Origin of the sequence: Streptomyces phaeochromogenes (genome assembly GCF_001418655.1) — a bacterium.
Classification (GTDB): Bacteria; Actinomycetota; Actinomycetes; order Streptomycetales; family Streptomycetaceae; genus Streptomyces; species Streptomyces phaeochromogenes.
Map to the genome: position 1 here is coordinate 1 of NZ_LIQZ01000060.1, position 17,530 is coordinate 17,530.

15 protein-coding genes are annotated in these 17,530 nt (G+C 71.2%); 5 read left to right on the forward strand and 10 right to left on the reverse strand.

The features are described 5' to 3' along the window. Together AOK17_RS08585 and AOK17_RS08590 are read right to left on the reverse strand one after the other, a co-directional pair. The coding region (locus AOK17_RS08585; protein WP_055611742.1) for a serine hydrolase domain-containing protein at positions 1-1,010 on the reverse strand (1,010 nt) is incomplete at its 3' end. 39 nt (positions 1,011-1,049) lie between these two features. Further along, positions 1,050-3,635 carry a M14 family zinc carboxypeptidase gene (locus AOK17_RS08590; protein WP_055611743.1) on the reverse strand — a complete coding sequence of 862 codons (2,586 nt, stop codon included), beginning with the start codon at positions 3,633-3,635 and terminating at the stop codon, positions 1,050-1,052. A 218-nt stretch (positions 3,636-3,853) separates the two neighbouring features. Between AOK17_RS08590 and AOK17_RS08595 the strand changes: the two genes are divergently transcribed. Then, positions 3,854-4,717: a hypothetical protein gene (locus AOK17_RS08595; protein WP_055611744.1), complete on the forward strand. Its 864-nt coding sequence runs from the start codon at positions 3,854-3,856 to the stop codon at positions 4,715-4,717. Between the two features lie 446 nt (positions 4,718-5,163). Then, a complete protein-coding gene (locus AOK17_RS08600; protein WP_055611745.1) occupies positions 5,164-5,970 on the forward strand; it encodes an EI24 domain-containing protein in 807 nt (268 codons plus the stop codon). Here AOK17_RS08600 and AOK17_RS08605 read toward each other — a convergent pair. Together AOK17_RS08605 and AOK17_RS08610 are read right to left on the reverse strand one after the other, a co-directional pair. Further along, a complete protein-coding gene (locus tag AOK17_RS08605; RefSeq protein ID WP_055611746.1) occupies positions 5,960-7,207 on the reverse strand; it encodes a pyroglutamyl-peptidase I in 1,248 nt (415 codons plus the stop codon). The genes AOK17_RS08600 and AOK17_RS08605 overlap by 11 nt on opposite strands. A gap of 106 nt (positions 7,208-7,313) precedes the next feature. Further along, entirely contained in the window at positions 7,314-8,318 is a 1,005-nt protein-coding gene (locus AOK17_RS08610) for a LysR family transcriptional regulator (RefSeq protein ID WP_425424601.1), read from the reverse strand. Positions 8,319-8,416: 98 nt separating this feature from the next. Between AOK17_RS08610 and AOK17_RS08615 the strand changes: the two genes are divergently transcribed. Next, on the forward strand, positions 8,417-8,803 hold the full coding sequence (locus tag AOK17_RS08615) for a RidA family protein (RefSeq protein ID WP_055611768.1): 387 nt from the start codon (positions 8,417-8,419) through the stop codon (positions 8,801-8,803). Here the strand turns inward: AOK17_RS08615 and AOK17_RS08620 are convergent. Continuing rightward, positions 8,790-9,419, reverse strand: coding sequence for a TetR/AcrR family transcriptional regulator (locus tag AOK17_RS08620; RefSeq protein WP_055611747.1), 630 nt, complete (start codon positions 9,417-9,419; stop codon positions 8,790-8,792). The two genes, AOK17_RS08615 and AOK17_RS08620, sit on opposite strands and share 14 nt — an antisense overlap. Before the next feature lie 113 nt (positions 9,420-9,532). Between AOK17_RS08620 and AOK17_RS08625 the strand changes: the two genes are divergently transcribed. Beyond that, the gene (locus AOK17_RS08625) at positions 9,533-11,950 is read left to right on the forward strand and encodes a glycoside hydrolase family 3 protein (protein ID WP_055611748.1); all 2,418 of its coding nucleotides are present in this window, start codon (positions 9,533-9,535) and stop codon (positions 11,948-11,950) included. Positions 11,951-12,001: 51 nt separating this feature from the next. Here AOK17_RS08625 and AOK17_RS08630 read toward each other — a convergent pair whose 3' ends face one another. Next, a complete protein-coding gene (locus AOK17_RS08630; RefSeq protein WP_055611749.1) occupies positions 12,002-12,916 on the reverse strand; it encodes an SGNH/GDSL hydrolase family protein in 915 nt (304 codons plus the stop codon). 288 nt (positions 12,917-13,204) lie between these two features. Between AOK17_RS08630 and AOK17_RS08635 the strand changes: the two genes are divergently transcribed. Continuing rightward, positions 13,205-13,699 (forward strand): DUF3145 domain-containing protein, encoded by a 495-nt coding sequence (locus tag AOK17_RS08635; protein ID WP_055611750.1) that lies wholly within the window; start codon positions 13,205-13,207, stop codon positions 13,697-13,699. Positions 13,700-13,799: 100 nt separating this feature from the next. Here AOK17_RS08635 and AOK17_RS08640 read toward each other — a convergent pair whose 3' ends face one another. The 4 genes from AOK17_RS08640 to AOK17_RS08655 all read right to left on the reverse strand — a co-directional run bounded on the left by AOK17_RS08640 (position 13,800) and on the right by AOK17_RS08655 (position 17,467). Further along, positions 13,800-15,071, reverse strand: a complete 1,272-nt coding sequence (locus AOK17_RS08640; protein ID WP_055611751.1) for a beta-ketoacyl-[acyl-carrier-protein] synthase family protein — start codon at positions 15,069-15,071, stop codon at positions 13,800-13,802. Positions 15,072-15,157: 86 nt separating this feature from the next. Beyond that, positions 15,158-15,406: an acyl carrier protein gene (locus AOK17_RS08645; RefSeq protein ID WP_055611752.1), complete on the reverse strand. Its 249-nt coding sequence runs from the start codon at positions 15,404-15,406 to the stop codon at positions 15,158-15,160. A gap of 71 nt (positions 15,407-15,477) precedes the next feature. After that, positions 15,478-16,509 carry a ketoacyl-ACP synthase III gene (locus AOK17_RS08650; RefSeq protein ID WP_055611753.1) on the reverse strand — a complete coding sequence of 344 codons (1,032 nt, stop codon included), beginning with the start codon at positions 16,507-16,509 and terminating at the stop codon, positions 15,478-15,480. A 22-nt stretch (positions 16,510-16,531) separates the two neighbouring features. Further along, positions 16,532-17,467 carry an ACP S-malonyltransferase gene (locus AOK17_RS08655; RefSeq protein ID WP_055611754.1) on the reverse strand — a complete coding sequence of 312 codons (936 nt, stop codon included), beginning with the start codon at positions 17,465-17,467 and terminating at the stop codon, positions 16,532-16,534. Positions 17,468-17,530: the final 63 nt, after the last annotated feature.

The window sequence follows — 17,530 nt, forward strand, 5'->3', positions numbered from 1 at the left end:
GCCCCACTGTGCCCGAACGCCCCGGCCCCCAAAAACGGATGCCACATGTCAGCGGTGGCCTGAAACCCGAGCCCGTACGACTTATGGGCGCGCGCAATCAGGTCGTACCCGACCGAATGGATCTGCCCCACCTCCGCAACAGCGTCCGGCTTCAGCAGCGGCCCCCGCCCGTCGACCTGACTGATCGCCGCCGCGTACATCCCGGCGAGCCCCCGCGCGGAGGCGACCCCGCCGGCCGAGGCGGAGCCAAGGGCGCGCACGGTACGGGAGTTGGGAAAGTCCATCAGCGACGGAGCCCCCGGCACATGCTCGTTGAACGCGATGGACGACAACGTGTGCGGCCCCTTGGGCGTGGCGTCCAGCAGCGCCTGCTCCGGCGGAGTCGGCGCCATCGGCAGCACCGAGAGATACCGGTGCTCCTCCGACTCGGGCAGCCCCAGATAGAACCCGAGCCCGTACGGCGCACGGACCCGCTCCTCGTACAGCTCCTGGAGCGTACGACCCGTCGCACGCCGTACGACCTCACCCGTGAGCGCGCCGACCACCAGCGCGTGATAGCCGAACGCGGAGCCCGGCCGCCAGAACGGCCGCTGGGTGGCGAGGCGTTCGGCCACCACGCGGTCGTCGGCCATCTCCTCGACCGTGAAGCCCGCGTCCGACCCGACCACGCCCGCCCGGTGCGCGAGCAGCTCCCGCAGGGTCACCGTGCCCTTGCCCTCGGCGGCGAACTCGGGCCAGTAGTGGGCCACTTCACGGTCGAGCTCCAGGGTGCCGTCCTGCACGAGCAGGGCGACCACCAGATGGGCCGCCCCCTTCGTGGAGGAGAAGACACCGAACAGCGTGTCGCCGTCCGTGTCCGCTCCGGTCCAGAGATCGACGACCCGCCGCCCCCGTACGTACGCGCTCAACTGGCCCGCGTAGTCCGGGCGTTCGGCGGCGACGACGGACGCGAACTCCTCGCGCACCGCCTCGAAGCCTTCGGCGACGGTGCCGTGGATCTCCTGTGTCATCCGTACTCTCCTCGTGTCACGGTGCCCTGGGAGCGTTCCTCAGGACACTGTCAGCAAAGCACGCGCGACCTGTGGGAACTGCCCCTTCGGATGATCACGGAACAGCGGCTCGGTGCCGAACAGGACGGCATGCGGACCGCTGACGACCGAGGCCCGGCCCGCGGCCTGCGCCGGACCGCCGCTGCCGTCCTCCAGGGCGCGCCAGTGCCCTGACACGAGCGGGTTCCCGGCCGCGTACGACTGATCCACACGGACCCCGGGGCCGAGGTCCGTGAACCACAGCGGCGCGTAGACGAAGCTGTGGTCCGGGGCGCCGGAGGTCACTCCGCCGCCCGAATTGACCACGCGCACCACGCCGTTGGCGTCACCGTTGCCCTCGACCGGTTCGACCGCGAGGAGCCCGGTGGCGGCGTTGAGGGCCGCTCCGGTGGCTCCGCGGCCGACGAGACCCTTGCGGTCCAGGAAGGCGTCCAGGGAGCCGCGTGCGGCCGTGTTGAGGCCCGTGTGGTTCAGACCGGCGGAGGCGAACAGGACGTCCGCCTTCGACCAGTCGAAGCCCGCGTTGAGGATCGCCGTGGAGACGGGGACGACGTCGAAGTTCATCTCGCGGAGCGCGAACAGCTCGCCCGGTGTGACGGCCGCGGCGACCCGGACCCGGTGGAGCGGGGTGGTGCCGGTCGCCTTCGTCGCGTCGAACGCCACGTCGTACTTCTTCGCCAGGGCCACCGCCTTCGCGCGGGCCGAGGCGGGCACGATCGCACTGCCGTCGGCCGCCCGGCGTACCGAAACCCCGTCCGCGAGAAGGGAGTTGAGGGCCGCGATCTCACGCGCGTCGTCGAGCCGCAGCCGGAGTGTGCCGCGAGGCGCCACATAGCCGACGTTCGCGGCCTCGTGGACCGCACGGTCCGGCACGGAGAGCTTCGACGAGGACGTCCGTACGGTGTCGACCGTCGCGCCCCACAGCCGGCCCAGACTCCAGCCCGAGATGTCGTACATGACCGACACCTTGTCGCTGATGTCCCGCCCGTCCGCCAGCATCACATTGGCCATGCCGCGTTTGGGCTGGCGCAGATCGACGACGTACGACCCCTTCGCGTACGTCTTCCCGCCGAGCCTGAAGTCCTTTGTCGCGCGCCGGACCTGGACGTCGTTGGCGAGCAGGTGGTCGACCAGCCGCGCCGCGGCGGTGGCCGAGCGCTGTGCCTTCGTGCCTGCCGGGATCACGTACGCGCGCGGGAAGTCCGTCGTGTAGACGTCCTCCGGGCCGATGCCCGGCACGCCCGGAACGGTCTCCGGCGACACCGGTACCTGCGCGGCGCCCGTCACGCTCCGCCGGAAGACCTCGATCTGGTCGGCGATGAGCGAAGTGCGGTGGGTCCGCGTGTAGTCGAGGCTCGCGCGCATCGCCGCGCCCGCGATGGCCACGTTGATCGCCGAGCGGCGGCGCAGCTCGGCGACGGGCAGGTCGTCGTACTCGTCGTTGTTCACCGCCATCGGGAACTCGACCGTGTGCGCGGCGACCGTGCCGTGGAACGGCATGTACTGCGGGGTGAAGATCGGCGGCCAGTCGTCCCAGCCCTCCTCCTGGTCCCGGAACGGGATCTGGGCGGGCTCCACACCGTCCTTGGCGGGCGTGTAGCCGAGGCCGTTGACGGCGGCCTCCATGCCCAGGGCGTTGGCGTAGGTGTTCTTCAGGAAGAGGTCGTACTCGTAGTTCTCGCCGTGCGGGGGAGTGGTGGGCTCGATGAGCGTGCCGTTGACGTACCCGTGCAGGTCGACCATGACGGCCGGCTGCTTGTCGATCGCGATCTGGCGCATCGCGCGGACCTCGGGCTGCGAGGCGGTCACGAAGTCACGGTTCAGGTCGAAGCCGTTGGCGTTGGCGCGGGTGCCGGCGATACGGCCGTCCGGGTTCGCGGTGATGTTGAAGTACACGCGGTTGCGGGCGAGGAGATCGGTGGTGGTCCGGTCGTGGGCCGTGGCGAGTTTCTCGATCAACTTGAGGGCCGCGTCCGTGCCCTCCCACTCGTTGCCGTGGATGTTGTTGTTGAAGAACACGGGCGTCTTGTAGGTGCGTTTGACCGACGGGTCCTTGGCGGCGGCCGAGGGTGCGTTCTCGATCAGTTCGCGCATACGTTCCTGGGCGCGGGCCTCGCGTGTGGACTCCGGCGCGGTGACGGTGACCAGGTAGAGCCGGTGGCCGCCGGCCGAGCGCCCCGCGACCTCCACGCTCACCCGGTCGCCGAGCCGCTGGAGCGCGTTCAGCTTCGGGGCGATGGCGTGGTACGGGGTGAGGCCGAGCTTGATGGACTTGTCGGCCGGGTTCTCCGCGTCCGGGGTGAGCACCTGCTCGCGGGGGTAGCCGCGGGTGCCTCCGGCGGTGCCGGTGCCGTCGGTGAGCTCGGTGACCGGGGTGGTCAGGGCGCGGTCGGTGGCGCTCTCCGGGGCCTTGGCGGCGGCCCGGTCGGAGGGACCGGAGAGTCCTGAGCCCTCGCGGACCGGGGGTGCGGGCTGGGCCCCGGGCCGGGGCGTGGGGTCGGCCACGGCGCCGTTCGGGGTGAGCAGGAGCGCCGCCGCCGCGGTGGCGGTGGCCGTGGCGATCAGGGCGGGTCTCGGTAGACGCACGCGTACCTCCGCTGGAGTTGCTGTGGACATGCCTGGACATCGGTACGCGGAGGTCTACCTGTTCGACTCACGTGCAACAAGAGGGCGTTGCCGTCACCGGGGCCACGGGTTGCCGCGGGATGCCGCCGATGGTGGGTCCCGGGGTGGGTGGAGGGGCATGCTGAGTGCGACCCGGCGGGCCGGTCCGGGCGGGTGTGCGCGTGAGGCGAGGAGAGTCCATGGCAACGATTCCGTCGCTCCCCAGCAGGGACGACGTGGCGCGTATGGCACGCAACACGACCGACATCACCGGTCAACTGCTCGACACGGCAGGGAACATCACACGTATCGCGATCAACACCTTTGATCCGAGGGACGGTTCGGGCGCGGAGGTGCTGCGGGTGCTGCGGCAGACGACCGCCGAGCTGGCAGAGGCCAGTGCCTCGCCGGAGGCGCAGGAGGCCTTCTACCGGATCGTGGACACGTTGACGCGGCTGGGGGCGAGTGGGGCGCCGCTCGCCGTCCATCCGGTCAGCGAGCCCGCGCAGGCGCTGCTCACGGCGCTCGGGGACAGTCTGCTGCCGGTCCTCGACGCGGTGGAGCCCGCGGTGGAGGAGGCGGCGGAGGCGCTGGGCGAACTGGTGGACGCGTCGTCGCCGCTGCTGCCCGCGGCGGCGGGGGTGGTGGCGGGGGTGCTCCTTGCCCTCGCGCCCCTGATCCGTGCCGCGGCGGACGTACTGCGGGACTCGTCCCCCGAACTGCGGCGGATGACCGACGCGTTGACCGCGGCGCTGGCTCCGCTGGTCCCGTTGCAGGTCGCGCTCGCCGAGCGGGCCGCCGCCGCGGGGGCGGGGGTCGTGCGGGCGGCCCTGCCCCCGCTGGCAGACCTCACGGAGGCGGCGGCTGCCGGCCTGAAGGCGGGCCGTCCCCTCCTGATCGCCGGCGAGGAGTTCGTGGTCTCCGGCCTCGAACGCCTCCAGCCGTTGCTACTGGTGTCCGCGTCGCGCGTGGGAAAGGTGGCTCGGGCCGGCGCGGTACGCGTCTCCGCGGCGGTATCGCCTGCGGCGGAGCGGGGGGTCGTGGTGGCGGTCCACCCCGCATGACGCCTGCGGGTACGCGGGGGCTGGCCGCGCAGTTCCCCGCGCCCCTAAGGCCTGCGCAGTCCCCAGCGCCCCAAAGGCCTGCGCAGTTCCCCGCGCCCCCAAAAGACTGCGCAGTTCCCCGCGCCCCTGAGACAGACGGCCGCCGACGCCCGCACATCCCACCACGCCCCCTCCGACCGGCACCCTCCAGGGGACTTCGGCCACGGGTCTTTTAGGGGCGCGGGGAACAGCGCAGGCACCTCAGGCCGACCCGCACGTGGTGAACAGGCTCGGGCCACGGGTCTTTTAGGGGCGCGGGGAACGGCGCGGGCACCCCAAGCCGACCCGCACCTGGTGAACCGGCCCAGGCCACCGGCGTCTTCAGGGGCGCGGGGAACGGCGCGACAAGCCACAGCGGGCCCGCAGCCCCCCGAACCCCCCGGCGGAGCCCCCGGTATGGTGCAGGCATGCATGATCTTGGCGTCGGCCTGCGCTACTTGTTGCGGGGACAGCGATGGGTGACCCGCCACGGAAAGCAGTTCGGCTTCGGACTGATCCCCGGCCTCATCACCCTCGTCCTGTACGCCGCCGCCCTCACCGCCCTGGCCCTGTGGGGAACGGACTTCACCGCCTGGGCCACCCCCTTCGCGGACGACTGGTCGAGCCCCTGGCTCGGCCTCTTCCGCGGATTCCTGACGGCCGTCCTCTTCGCCCTCGCCCTCCTCCTCTCCGTGGTCACGTTCACCGCCGTGACCCTCCTCCTCGGCCAGCCCTTCTACGAGAACCTCTCGGAGAAGGTGGACCGGGACGTCTCCCCGGACGGCACGGCACCGGAGTCGGGCCTGCCCCTGTGGCGCGAGCTCCTGATCTCCGCACGGGACAGCCTCCGGATCGTGGCGAGGGCCCTGGTCTGGGGCGTACTGCTCTTCGCGCTCGGGTTCATCCCGTTCGTAGGACAGACCGTCGTCCCGGTGATCGGCTTCTTCGTCACCGGCTTCTTCCTCACCGAGGAACTGACGGGGGTCGCCCTGCAACGCCGCGGCGCCGTACTCCGCGACCGCCTCACCCTGCTCCGCTCGCGCAAGATGCTGATCTGGGGCTTCGGCACCCCGCTGGCGGTCGCCTTCCTCGTCCCCTTCGTCGCCGTCTTCCTGATGCCCGGCGCGGTCGCGGGCGCCACCTTGATGGCCCGCGATCTGATGGGCGAGGAGACCCGCGAAGAAGAGGACGAGGGGGAGGACGAGGGAGAGCAGGCCGGCCGCGTCAGTCGGTGACGTCCGCCGCCACCTTCAGGATCGACCGGACCTGGGCGATGATGTCCAGCCGGTTCTGGATGAACTGGGGGTCGGTGACCGTCCCGCTCGCCGGATCCGTGTTGCCCGTCCCGAACTGCAGGACCGGCGTGTGGACATGGCCGCCGGGCAGCGAGGCGGTGAGGCCCAGCCGGTCCCGCAGCAGCGTCGCGCGGTACGCGATCTCGTTCGAGAGGTAGTCACCGCCGCCACCCGCGCGGGCGGTCGAGCCGGGCGTCGGTCCTTCGGGGCGTACGACGGGAGTGGTGCCGCCCGCCGGGATCTCGGTCACCGACGTGTTGTCGTACACGGGGAAGCGGCCCGTGCTCGCGGCCACGATGTCCTTGTACGGCAAGGTCGTTGACGTCCACTGAGGCTGCGAGGCCGGGTCGGTGACCGGGATCGTCTCGGTGCGGGAGAGGTTCTCGTTGTCCCCGAAGCCGCCCCGCCAGGCCCCGTTGGTGCGTTCGACGTCGAACCGGCCCACCCGGCCCTGGCTGACCGTCGTGAACAGGTCGACGCGGGGCAGATGCGGACGCAGGGTCCGCTCCACCGTGCCGTCGGCGAAGTCCTGCCAGCGGACCGGGAAGACGGCCGTCTCGATGCGCGCCGGGCCGTCCGCCGTCTCGATCACCGTGCCGTCGAGCGCGAGGGCCGTGGCTCCGGACGGGTTGGAGATCCGGATGTCCCGGTCCAGCGTGAACGGGTCGAAGCCGGTCACCAGGATCCGCTTGATGCCCTTGGCATGTGGGTAGCGGATGGTGTCCTGCCCACGGGAAGTGCGCTCAAGTGAGCCGAGAAGACGGGTCCGTTGGGCTTCCGTGAGGCCGAACCGCGGCTCCCACTGGCGTACTTCACGGGTCATGCCGAGCCGCGCCCAGTACAGCGGGCGGTCGTCGTCCCGGCTCAGGTCGCCGCCCGCCGGGCCCCGGCCCTGCGCGCGGTCCACCGCCCGCTGCCACAGCCGCGCGCCCTGCCGTTCGACCACCCGCTCGGCCTGCGCGTACGAACGGGCCTTGCCCAGTGCTCGTACGAACTCCGGTGCCACCGTGGCGAATCCGGAGCGGGCCAGGATCTCCTGGGGCGCCGCGTTGTCGAGTCGCCGCTCCTCCACGGTGGGCGCGGCGGCGGTGTCCTCCGCCGCGTGGGCGGGCGGGGCCGCGAGGCCGGTCAGCAGGGCCAGGCCGAGGGCGCCGAGCTGAACACGTATGTGCGTCAAGGTAGTTCAGGTCCTTCCGTCGCGAGTGGGGGCCGTCGTCGGATGGCGGCAGTATGCGTGACGGACGGGGCGCGCGCCATGCCGCGTGATCAGAGGGGCGCCCGAGTCAGGTGCGAGGCGTGGGGATCTTCGCCGCCGCCTCGCGCAGGGCGGTCAGGAACGCCGTCGTGGGCGGCTCCGGGTGTCTGCCTCTGGCCGTCGCCGCGTACACCGCCCGGGCCGGAGCCCCCTCGTCGCGGACCGGGAGGAGAGCGATGTCGGGGCGTACGGACTCGGCGGCGAGCGCCGGGATCAGGGTCACCCCGAGCCCGGCGGCCACGTACCCCTGCTTGGCCGTCCACTCGGCGACGACGTGTGCCACGCGCGGGCGGAAACCGTGCCGCAGTGCCGTGTCGAGGAGGGTGCCCTCGGGGCGGGAGCTGCCGGATATCCAGTCCGCGTCGGCGAGTCGGGACAGCTCGACCGAGGGGAGGTTCGCAAGGGGGTGGGCGGCGGGGACGGCCACGTACAGGGACTCGTCGAGGAGGTGGTGCAGTTCGTAGGCGTCCAGCGGGGCGTGGCCCGTCGTGGAGACGACCGCGAGGTCGAGGCCGCCGGAGGTGAGGCCGTCGAGGAGGGCCGGTGTCAGTCCCTCCTCGCGGGTGAGCCGGACCCCTGGGTGCCGGGCACGGAAGGCGGCGATGGCTCGTGGCACCAGTGTCGCGTCGGCCGTCGGGAACGCGCCGACCCGCACTCTCCCGCTCGCTGCCTCGCGCAGTGCCGCCAACTCCCGTCCGGCGTCCCGCAGTCGGGCGGTGACGGCCTCGGCGTGCGGTACCAGCGACCGCCCCGCCCCCGTCAGCCGAACCCCTCGCGGCAGCCGGTCGAAGAGCGGGGTCCCGCCGAGGGCCGCCTCCAGCGAGGCGACCTGCCGCGACACCGCCGACTGCGTCCAGCCGAGCACCCGCCCGGCCACCGTGAACGACCCGTGCCGGGCCACCTCCAGGAACACCCGCAGCCATACGGTCGAGAGGTCCGGTACGTCGTCCGGGTCGCCGGTCCCCACCCCCACGGCCCCGCCGACCAGGGCGTCGGCATCATTTTCGGCATGCGGTATCGGCATGGTGGCCATGCTAGACATTCGCTTGTCGCATCGTCCGTCCCTGCCTAGCGTCGAGGACACGTGCAAGAGGACACGTGCACGAAGGACCGCCGAAGGAACACGTGAAGATGCAGATATCGCTCGACAACCCGCCCTCCGCCCCGCAGCCCGCAAACGCCTACTACTCCCAGGTCGCCCGGGTCGAACTCGGCGGCGGGGGAGTGATGTTGTACCTCTCCGGACAGGTCGCCGACGGAGACACCCTGGCCGAGCAGTCCCGCGGAGTCTTCGAGACCATCGACGCCCTGCTCAAGGCGCACGGAGCCACCCTCGCCGACGTCATCAACATCCGTACGTATCTGACGGACATCGGCAGGCTCCACGAATACGGCGCCGTACGACGGGAGTTCCTCACCGGGACCGCCCCCACCAGCATGACCTTCGAGGTGTCCCGGCTGTTCAAGCCGGAGGCCCTCGTCGAGGTGGAGGTCGTCGCCGCCGTCAGTCCCCGCTGACCCCGGGGCCCGGAGCGGGGCCGGGCCCAGGCCCCTCGCCCAGCAGCGTGAGGAAGTCCCGGAACGCCGCCGGCATGTCCACCGACTCCGGTGCGAGCAGCCACTGGTACTGCAGCCCGTCCATCACCGCGACGAGCAGGGGGGCGGCCCGCTCCGGGGTGAGCCCGCTCGGCAGCTGTTCCCCGTACTCGGCCCGCAGTACCTGGGCCATGTTCGCCCGCACGACCTCGTACCGCTCGGTGAAGAACTCGCGGGCCGGGTGCCCCTCCGTGACGCTCTCACCGAGGAGCGCGGAGAAGGTCTGCACGATGGCGGGCCGCATCGCGTTGTACTCGACCAGCTGGCCCAGCAGATCGAGCCGCAGCCTGGTGCCGGGCACCGCGTCCCACTGGTCGCGCTCCGCCATCACGGCGACGAGCAGCGCCTCCTTGGTGGGGAAGTGGTGCAGCAGCCCCTGCTGGGTGAGCCCGACCCGCTCGGCGACGGCGGCCAGACTCGCGCCCCGGTAACCGCGCTCGGCGATCACCTCCAGCGTCGCCCGGAGGATCTCCGCACGCCGCTCCACGCTCCTGGCCGACCGGGGGGCCTTGCTCGTCATGACGTCACCGTACGACATGGGCACAGTCCCCGGATCGTCGAAAGTAACGCACGGATAACGAAACCTACCGATCTACAGGTGGCGGAGGCAGGATGGAGCGACGGTACGGACTTCAATGAGGAGGCACCGCCATGGCGGGAACGCAGGGAACCCGGTCCACCCCGGCCGACCAGGCACGCGAGGCCGTGGTCGAGACCGCGCTCGCGAAACTCGACCTGGACGCGAAGGCGCGGCTGCTCGCCGGACAGGACATGTGGTCCCTGCCCGCCCTGCCGGAGATCGGCCTGAAGTCGCTGGTCATGTCCGACGGTCCGATAGGGGTGCGCGGCGTGCGATGGACCGCCGACGACCCGTCCATCGCGCTGCCGTCCCCGACCGCCCTCGCCGCCACCTGGGACCCCGCCCTGGCCCGCCGCGCCGGCACCCTCCTCGCCCAGGAGGCCCGCCGCAAGGGCGTCCACGTCCTGCTCGCCCCCACGGTCAACCTGCACCGCTCACCGCTCGGCGGCCGTCACTTCGAGGCGTACAGCGAGGACCCGTATCTCACCGGACGGATCGGCACCGGGTACGTCACCGGTGTCCAGGAGGGCGGCGTCGGCACGACCGTCAAGCACTTCGTCGCCAACGACGCCGAGACCGACCGCTTCACCGTGAACAACGTGGTCTCCGAACGTGCCCTGCGCGAGCTCTACTTGGCGCCCTTCGAGGCGATCGTCGAGAACGCCCACCCCTGGGGCATCATGACCGCCTACAACTCGGTCAACGGCACGACGATGACCGAGCACCGCTACCTGGTCAACGAAGTCCTGCGCGGCGAGTGGGGCTTCGACGGCTTCAACGTCTCCGACTGGATGGCCGCCCGCTCCACCGTCGCCGACATCGAGGGCGGCCTGGACGTCGCGATGCCGGGCCCGACCACCGTGTACGGCGAGAAGCTCGCCGCCGCCGTCCGCGCCGGAGAGGTGACGGAGGCCAAGGTCGACGACGCCGTGCGCAACGTCCTGCGCCTGGCCGCCCGCGTCGGCATCCTGGACGGCGCCGAGCCGGCGGTCACCGAACTCCCGGCGGACGTCGACGGCGACGCCCTGGCCCGCGAGATCGCCCGCCGCGCCTTCGTGCTCGTGCGCAACGAAGGCGCCCTCCCGATCCCCGAGGGGCGGTCGGTCGCCCTCATCGGCGCCGCCGCCCGCGACGCCCGCGTCCTCGGCGGCGGCTCCGCCGTCGTCTTCCCCGACCACGTCGTCTCCCCGCTCGACGGCCTCACCGCCGCCCTGCCCGAGGGCGCGCTGACGTACGCGCTCGGCGCCGACCCGAACGAGGAACCGGCCGCCGCCGACAAGGGATTCGAGCTGCGCGCGGTCTGCCGCGACACCGACGGCACCGTCGTCGGCACGGGCTCCGCACCGAGCGGCCACCTCCAGTGGATGGGCGGCGACCTGCCCGACGGCGTCACCCACGACACCCTCCACAGCGTCGAACTCACCGGCACCTTCACCCCGCGCGAGAGCGGCCGACACACCTTCGGAATCAAGGGACTCGGCGCCTTCACACTCACGGTCGACGGCACGACGTACTTCGACGGGGACCAACGGGTGGAGACGGACGACCCGTTCGTGACGTTCTTCGGCGCTCCGGTCGAGCACGCCACGGTGGACCTGACCGCCGGCGACACCTACGAGGTCTCACTGCGCCACATCGTCTCCGTACCCGAGCACGTCCCCATGAAGGTCGTCGCCTTCACGCTCACCCACCAGGAGCCCCAGCGCGACCCCGACGAGCTGATCGCCGAGGCCGTCGAGGCCGCCCGCGCCGCCGACACCGCGGTCGTCGTGGTCGCCACGACGGAACGCGTCGAGTCCGAGGGCTTCGACCGCAAGGACCTCCGACTCCCCGGCCGCCAGGACGAGTTGGTCCACGCGGTCGCCGCCGCAAACCCCAACACCGTCGTGGTCGTCAACTCCGGCTCCCCGGTGGAACTCCCGTGGCGCGACGACGTGTCCGCCGTACTCCTCAGCTGGTTCCCGGGCCAGGAGGGCGGCGCGGCCCTCGCCGACGTCCTCACCGGCACCCACGAGCCCGGCGGCCGACTCCCCACCACCTGGGGCTCGTTCACCGATGCCCCGGTCACCCAGGTCACCCCCACCGACGGCGAACTTCCCTACACCGAGGACGTGTTCATCGGCTACCGAGCCTGGGAGAAGGAGGGCCGCACCCCGACGTACCCCTTCGGCCACGGCCTCGGCTACACCGACTGGACGTACGACGAGATCAAGGTGACGGGCACGACGGTCACGGTCCGCATCACCAACTCCGGCCCCCGCAAGGGCCGCGAGACCGTCCAGATCTACGTGGCCCGCCGACTGGCCGGCTTCGCGACGGCAGAGGCATCCCCGGGCGAAAGCACCGAGGTCACGATCGAACTCCCCACCCGGGCCTTCGAGACCTGGGACGAGAAGACCAACGCCTGGGCCCCGCTGAAGGGTTCGTTCGAGGTCGAGGCATCCCACTCGATCGCCGACTGCAGGCTGAGGGCGGTCGTTGAAGTCTGACCCGCACATCGGGCTTCCAGGGGCGCGGCCTGCCACAGCGAATCCGCAGGTTCAGGACGGCGATTTCCGAGCGGTCACGGCCGCGTACGCCATCTCGGCAAGCCGCGCCTGTCCGTTCTTGCTGGGATGGAACCAGTCCCAGTGACTCAACTGCTTCGTGCCGAACCGGTACTCGAACACCGCTCCACCATCGAACCGGCACCGCTGATCCTTCGCGCACACTTCCCGCAGCACCGAGTTGTAGGACTCCACCCGATCCTGCACGGTGTCCCGCCGCAACGTCGCAGCCGAGTCCAACGCGTCGGCGTCACCGAGCATCGACGGGCAGATACCGAGCTTCCAGATCTGCTTGCTCAGCTGGTTGGTCCGCCCCTCCGACCACAACCGCTTCAGATCGGGCACGCTCGACACGTACACCTGCGTCTTCGGCAGCGCCTCCCGCAGCGTGGTCAGCGCGTCCTGGAACTGGGTGCGGAACTCCGCCACCGAGGTCATCGCGGACACCGAAGAGCGGCAGGCGTCGTTCGCGCCGGCCATGACCGTGACCAGCTCGGGCTTCCTCGTCGCGGCCTGGGCCATCTGGCCGGGCAGATCGGCCATGCGGGAGCCGGTCTGCGCGTAGTTCCAGCTGCGCTGGGCGGCACCGGCCGGGCCGAGGAGCCGTACGGCGAGGCTGTTCACCTTCGTGTCGGTGCCGGTCGCCCACGAGACCTCGGGGCAGTCGGACAGCACCGAGCAGGCGTCGAAGCCGCGGGTGATGGAGTCGCCGACCGCGGCCAGTGAACCTGGGCTGCTGTCCCAGGCGGGAGTGGGTTTGGGGGACGGTTTCGCGGCCCGCGCGGAGGTGCCCGAGGGCCCGGGGGAGTTGCCGCCACTGGCGTCGCATCCGGCCAGTCCCGCGACACCCAGCAGGGCCGCCACCGCGGCCGCGGCGACACCTCGTGAACCGTGACCACGCTTCCGCATCCCCAGTTCCCCTCGTTCGTCACGCAACGGCGGCCCGCCCAGGAGCGTCCCCCTGGGTGGCTGTGTTTTCCCGGGGGACACGTAGTCCAAATGCGGCTGCGCCGCGGGCCGGACCCCCGGCCGGGTGCCCGCCACGCGTCCCGCCGGGTGAAACCTCGGTGTTTCCGGGCGTTGGGACCGACGGTACGTCACACTCCTTGCGCCGCCGCACGGTAGCCTCGCCACGTGGCTGCCCAGCCACTGACGTTCCGCCAAAGTACAAGATGCCCGCTCTGTCCGGAGGTCCCAGTGACGACACGTGGAGTTCTCTACGTGCACTCCGCGCCGCGTGCGCTGTGCCCGCACGTCGAATGGGCAGTCGCGGGTGTGCTCGGCACGCGAGTCAGCCTCGACTGGATCCGGCAGCCCGCGTCACCCGGCACCTGGAGATCCGAGTTCTCCTGGAAGGGCGAGGTCGGCACGGCCTCCAAGCTCGCCTCGGCGCTGCGCGGCTGGCAGATGCTGCGCTTCGAGGTCACCGCCGAACCGTGCGCCACCGCCGAGGGAGAGCGCTACAGCTGCACCCCTGAGCTGGGCATCTTCCACGCCGTGACCGGCATCCACGGCGACATCCTGATCCCCGAGGACCGTCTGCGCGCCGCCCTGGTCCGCTCCCAGCAGGGCGAGACGCAACTGGAGTCCGAACTCACCAAGCTCCTCGGCAAGCCCTGGGACGACGAACTGGAGCCCTTCCGCTACGCGGGCGAGGGCGCTCCCGTCCGCTGGCTCCACCAGGTCGTCTGAGCCAGGTGGTCTGACGAGCAGGCTCCGTTCGACGACAAGTGGCCCGGGTTCCTCAAAGAGGAGCCAGGGCCACTCACCGTAAGCACAAAAACGGCTGAAATCAGACCGTACGGAACGCCAGAACCACGTTGTGCCCACCAAAGCCGAACGAGTCGTTCAGCGCGGCGATCCGCCCCTCGACGGGCAGCTTCCGAGCCTCACCGCGAACGATGTCCGCGGTCGCCTCGGCCTCGGGGTCGAGGTTCTCGATGTTGATCGTCGGCGGCGCGATCCGGTTGTAGAGCGCCAGCACCGTGGCCACGGACTCCACACCACCGGCGCCACCGAGCAGATGCCCGGTCATGGACTTCGTACCGGAGACCGCGAAGTGGTCGGCGTCGTCGCCGAAGACCTTGCGCAGCGCCTTCAGCTCGGCCACGTCACCGGCCGGCGTGGAGGTCGCGTGCGCGTTGACGTGCACGATCTCCGCCGGGTTCAGGTCGGTGTTGTCCAGCAGGTTCTGCAGGGCGTGGGCGATGCCCCGCCCCTCGGGCTCCGGCTGCACGATGTCGTGGCCGTCGGCCGAGATGCCCTGGCCGACCGCCTCCGCGTACACGCGGGCGCCGCGCTTGGCGGCGTGCTCGGCCGACTCCAGGACGATGACGCCCGCGCCCTCGCCGAGGACGAAGCCGTCCCGGCCGAGGTCGTAGGGACGCGAGGCGCCCTGCGGGTCGTCGTTGTTCTTGGACATCGCCATCATGTTGCCGAAGGCGGCGATGGGGAGGGGGTGGATGGCCGCCTCCGTGCCACCGGCGACGACGACGTCGGCGCGGCCGGTGCGGATCATCTCGATGGCGTAGCCGATGGCCTCGGCGCCCGACGCGCAGGCGGAGACCGGGGTGTGCACACCGGCGCGCGCGCCGACGAGCAGACCCACGTTGGCCGAGGGGCCGTTCGGCATCAGCATGGGGACGGTGTGCGGGGAGACGCGGCGTACGCCCTTCTCCTTGAGCACGTCGTACTGGTCGAGCAGGGTCGTGACGCCACCGATGCCGGAGGCGATGACCGCGCCGAGACGGTCGGGGTCGACCGCTGCGTCCTCGCCCGCCTTGTCGGTGTAACCGGCGTCCGCCCAGGCCTCCTTGGCCGCGATCAGCGCGAACTGCGCCGAGCGGTCGAGGCGGCGGGCCTGCGGGCGCGGAATGACCTCGCCCGGCTCCACGGCGATCTGCGCCGCGATACGGACCGCCTGGTCGGCGGCCCAGTCCTGCTCCAGAGGGCGGACACCGGAACGTCCGGCGACCAGGCCCTCCCAGGTCGAGGCTGCGTCGCCACCCAGCGGTGTGGTTGCGCCGATACCGGTGACGACCACGGTGCGATTGGTCGGGCTCACGGGAATTCTTTCTCCAACGGATACGAGGATTCAGCGGCGCCACCGCCGGGTGGCGGGGCTAGCAGCGTCCGGGGGTGAGGGTGGGCTCAGCCCTGGTGCTTGAGGATGTACTCGGTCGCGTCGCCGACCGTCTTGAGGTTCTTGACGTCGTCGTCCGGGATCTTGACGTCGAAGCGCTCTTCGGCGGCGACGACGACCTCGACCATGGACAGCGAGTCGACGTCCAGGTCGTCGGTGAAGGACTTCTCCAGCTGGACGTCCTCGACCGGGATGCCGGCGATCTCGTTCACGATGTCGGCGAGACCGGCGACGATCTCTTCCTGAGTGGCGGCCATGTCAGGCGCTCCTTCTTGTGTATCCAGAGGGTGTGGCGGTACTCCCGCCCGGAAGGATCCGGGCGGTGTGCCTAGGGGAGGGTAACGACCGTCGCGGCGTACACGAGACCCGCCCCGAAGCCGATGACGAGCGCGGTGTCGCCGCTCTTCGCCTCGCCGGTCGCCAGGAGCCGCTCCATCGCGAGCGGAATCGAGGCGGCCGAGGTGTTACCGGTGGTGCGCACGTCACGGGCGACCGTGACGTGTTCCGGCAGCTTGAGAGTCTTCACCATCGAGTCGATGATCCGCTCGTTGGCCTGGTGGGGAATGAAGACGTCCAAGTCGTCCGCAGTGAGTCCGGCGGCGTCCAGCGCCTCCTTGGCGACCTTCGCCATCTCGAACACGGCCCAGCGGAACACCGCCTGGCCTTCCTGCGTGATCGCGGGGAACTTGACCTCGCCCTTGGAGTCCAGGGGCAGCTCGGACACGTCACCGATCCGGAAACGGTCCCAGGGGATGGTCTGCTTGATCGTATGGGACTTGTCGCCCTCGGAGCCCCAGACCGTGGGGCCGATGTGCGGCTCCTGGGAGGGGCCGACGACGACCGCGCCCGCGCCGTCACCGAACAGGAAGGCCGTCGCGCGGTCCTCCAGGTCGGTCAGGTCGGAGAGCCGCTCGACGCCGATGACGAGTACGTACTCGGCGGAACCCTCCACGACCATGCCCTTGGCGAGGGTCAGTCCGTAGCCGAAGCCGGCGCAGCCCGCCGAGATGTCGAAGGCCGCGGCCTTCGCCGTGCCGAGCTTGTCGGCGATCTCGGTGGCGACGGCCGGGGTCTGGCTGAAGTGCGAGACGGTCGAGACGACCACGGCGCCGATCTGCTCGGCGCTGATCCCGGCGTCGGCGATGGCCTTGCCGGACGCCTCGATCGACATGGCGGCGACGGTCTCCTCGTCGTTCGCCCAGTGCCGGGTCTCGATGCCGGAGCGCGAGCGGATCCACTCGTCGGACGAGTCGATCGTTTCGAGGATCACCTCGTTCGGCACGACACGGACCGGGCGGTAGCCGCCGACACCGAGGATGCGCGCGTACGGGGCGCCCTTGCTGGGCTTGATCTTCGACATGCTCTGTCGGCTCCTTACGCGCTCAGGCGGAGGCGTGCTCGGCGATGAGCTCGCGAGCCGCGTCCAGGTCGTCGGGTGTCTTCAGCGCCAGCGTCTTCACGCCGGGCAGCGCGCGCTTGGCGAGACCGGTCAGGGTGCCGCCGGGGCACACCTCCAGGAGCGCGGTCACGCCGAGTTCCTTGAAGGTCTCCATGCACAGGTCCCAGCGGACCGGGTTGGCGACCTGGCCGACGAGCCGGGCCAGGACCTCCGAGCCGGCGGTGACGGCCTGTCCGTCCTTGTTGGACACGTACGTGACCGTCGGGTCGGCGGGCGACAGCTCGGCCGCGGCGCGGGCGAGGGTGTCGACCGCCGGGGCCATGTGGTGCGTGTGGAACGCGCCCGCGACCTTGAGGGCCACCACACGGCGTACGCCCTCGGGCTTGTCGGCCTCAAGGGCGGCCAGCTCCTCCAGCGTGCCGGCGGCCACGACCTGGCCCGCGCCGTTCACGTTGGCCGGGGTCAGGCCGAGCTTCTCCAGGTGCGGGATGGTCACTTCCGGGTCGCCGCCGAGCAGCGCCGACATTCCGGTGGCGGTGGCGGCGGTCGCCTCCGCCATGGCCAGCCCGCGGGTGCGGACGAGGCGGACGGCCTCCTCGTCGGGGAGTACCCCGGCGAGCGCGGCGGCGGTCAGTTCGCCGACGCTGTGGCCGGCGACGGCGCCGACCTTGAGCGGCAGCTGGGCCGGGTCGTCGAAGAGCGTGTACGCGGAGGTCAGCCCGGCCGCGACCAGGAGCGGCTGCGCCACCGCGGTGTCACGGATCTCGTCCGCGTCCCCCTCGGTGCCGTAGCGGATCAGGTCGAGCTCCACGGCGTCGGACCACGCCTCAAGGGCACCGCGGACACCGGGGAGGTCGAGCCAGGGAGTCAGGAAGCCGGGCGTCTGGGCGCCCTGGCCGGGAGCGACGAGTACGAGCACTCTCACACTCTCTCTTGTGGACGGGCACGGCCGCCCGTGGGGACAGGGACGAAGAACAGGAGG

Excerpts from the sequence above, each read along its gene's own strand:
- AOK17_RS08595 (WP_055611744.1), top strand. The coding sequence starts at position 3,854 with ATGGCAACGATTCCGTCGCTCCCCAGCAGGGACGACGTGGCGCGTATG.
- AOK17_RS08600 (WP_055611745.1), top strand. The coding sequence starts at position 5,164 with ATGCATGATCTTGGCGTCGGCCTGCGCTACTTGTTGCGGGGACAGCGA.
- AOK17_RS08610 (WP_425424601.1), bottom strand. The coding sequence starts at position 8,318 with ATGGCCACCATGCCGATACCGCATGCCGAAAATGATGCCGACGCCCTG.
- AOK17_RS08615 (WP_055611768.1), top strand. The coding sequence starts at position 8,417 with ATGCAGATATCGCTCGACAACCCGCCCTCCGCCCCGCAGCCCGCAAAC.
- AOK17_RS08620 (WP_055611747.1), bottom strand. The coding sequence starts at position 9,419 with ATGTCGTACGGTGACGTCATGACGAGCAAGGCCCCCCGGTCGGCCAGG.
- AOK17_RS08625 (WP_055611748.1), top strand. The coding sequence starts at position 9,533 with ATGGCGGGAACGCAGGGAACCCGGTCCACCCCGGCCGACCAGGCACGC.
- AOK17_RS08630 (WP_055611749.1), bottom strand. The coding sequence starts at position 12,916 with ATGCGGAAGCGTGGTCACGGTTCACGAGGTGTCGCCGCGGCCGCGGTG.
- AOK17_RS08645 (WP_055611752.1), bottom strand. The coding sequence starts at position 15,406 with ATGGCCGCCACTCAGGAAGAGATCGTCGCCGGTCTCGCCGACATCGTG.
- AOK17_RS08650 (WP_055611753.1), bottom strand. The coding sequence starts at position 16,509 with ATGTCGAAGATCAAGCCCAGCAAGGGCGCCCCGTACGCGCGCATCCTC.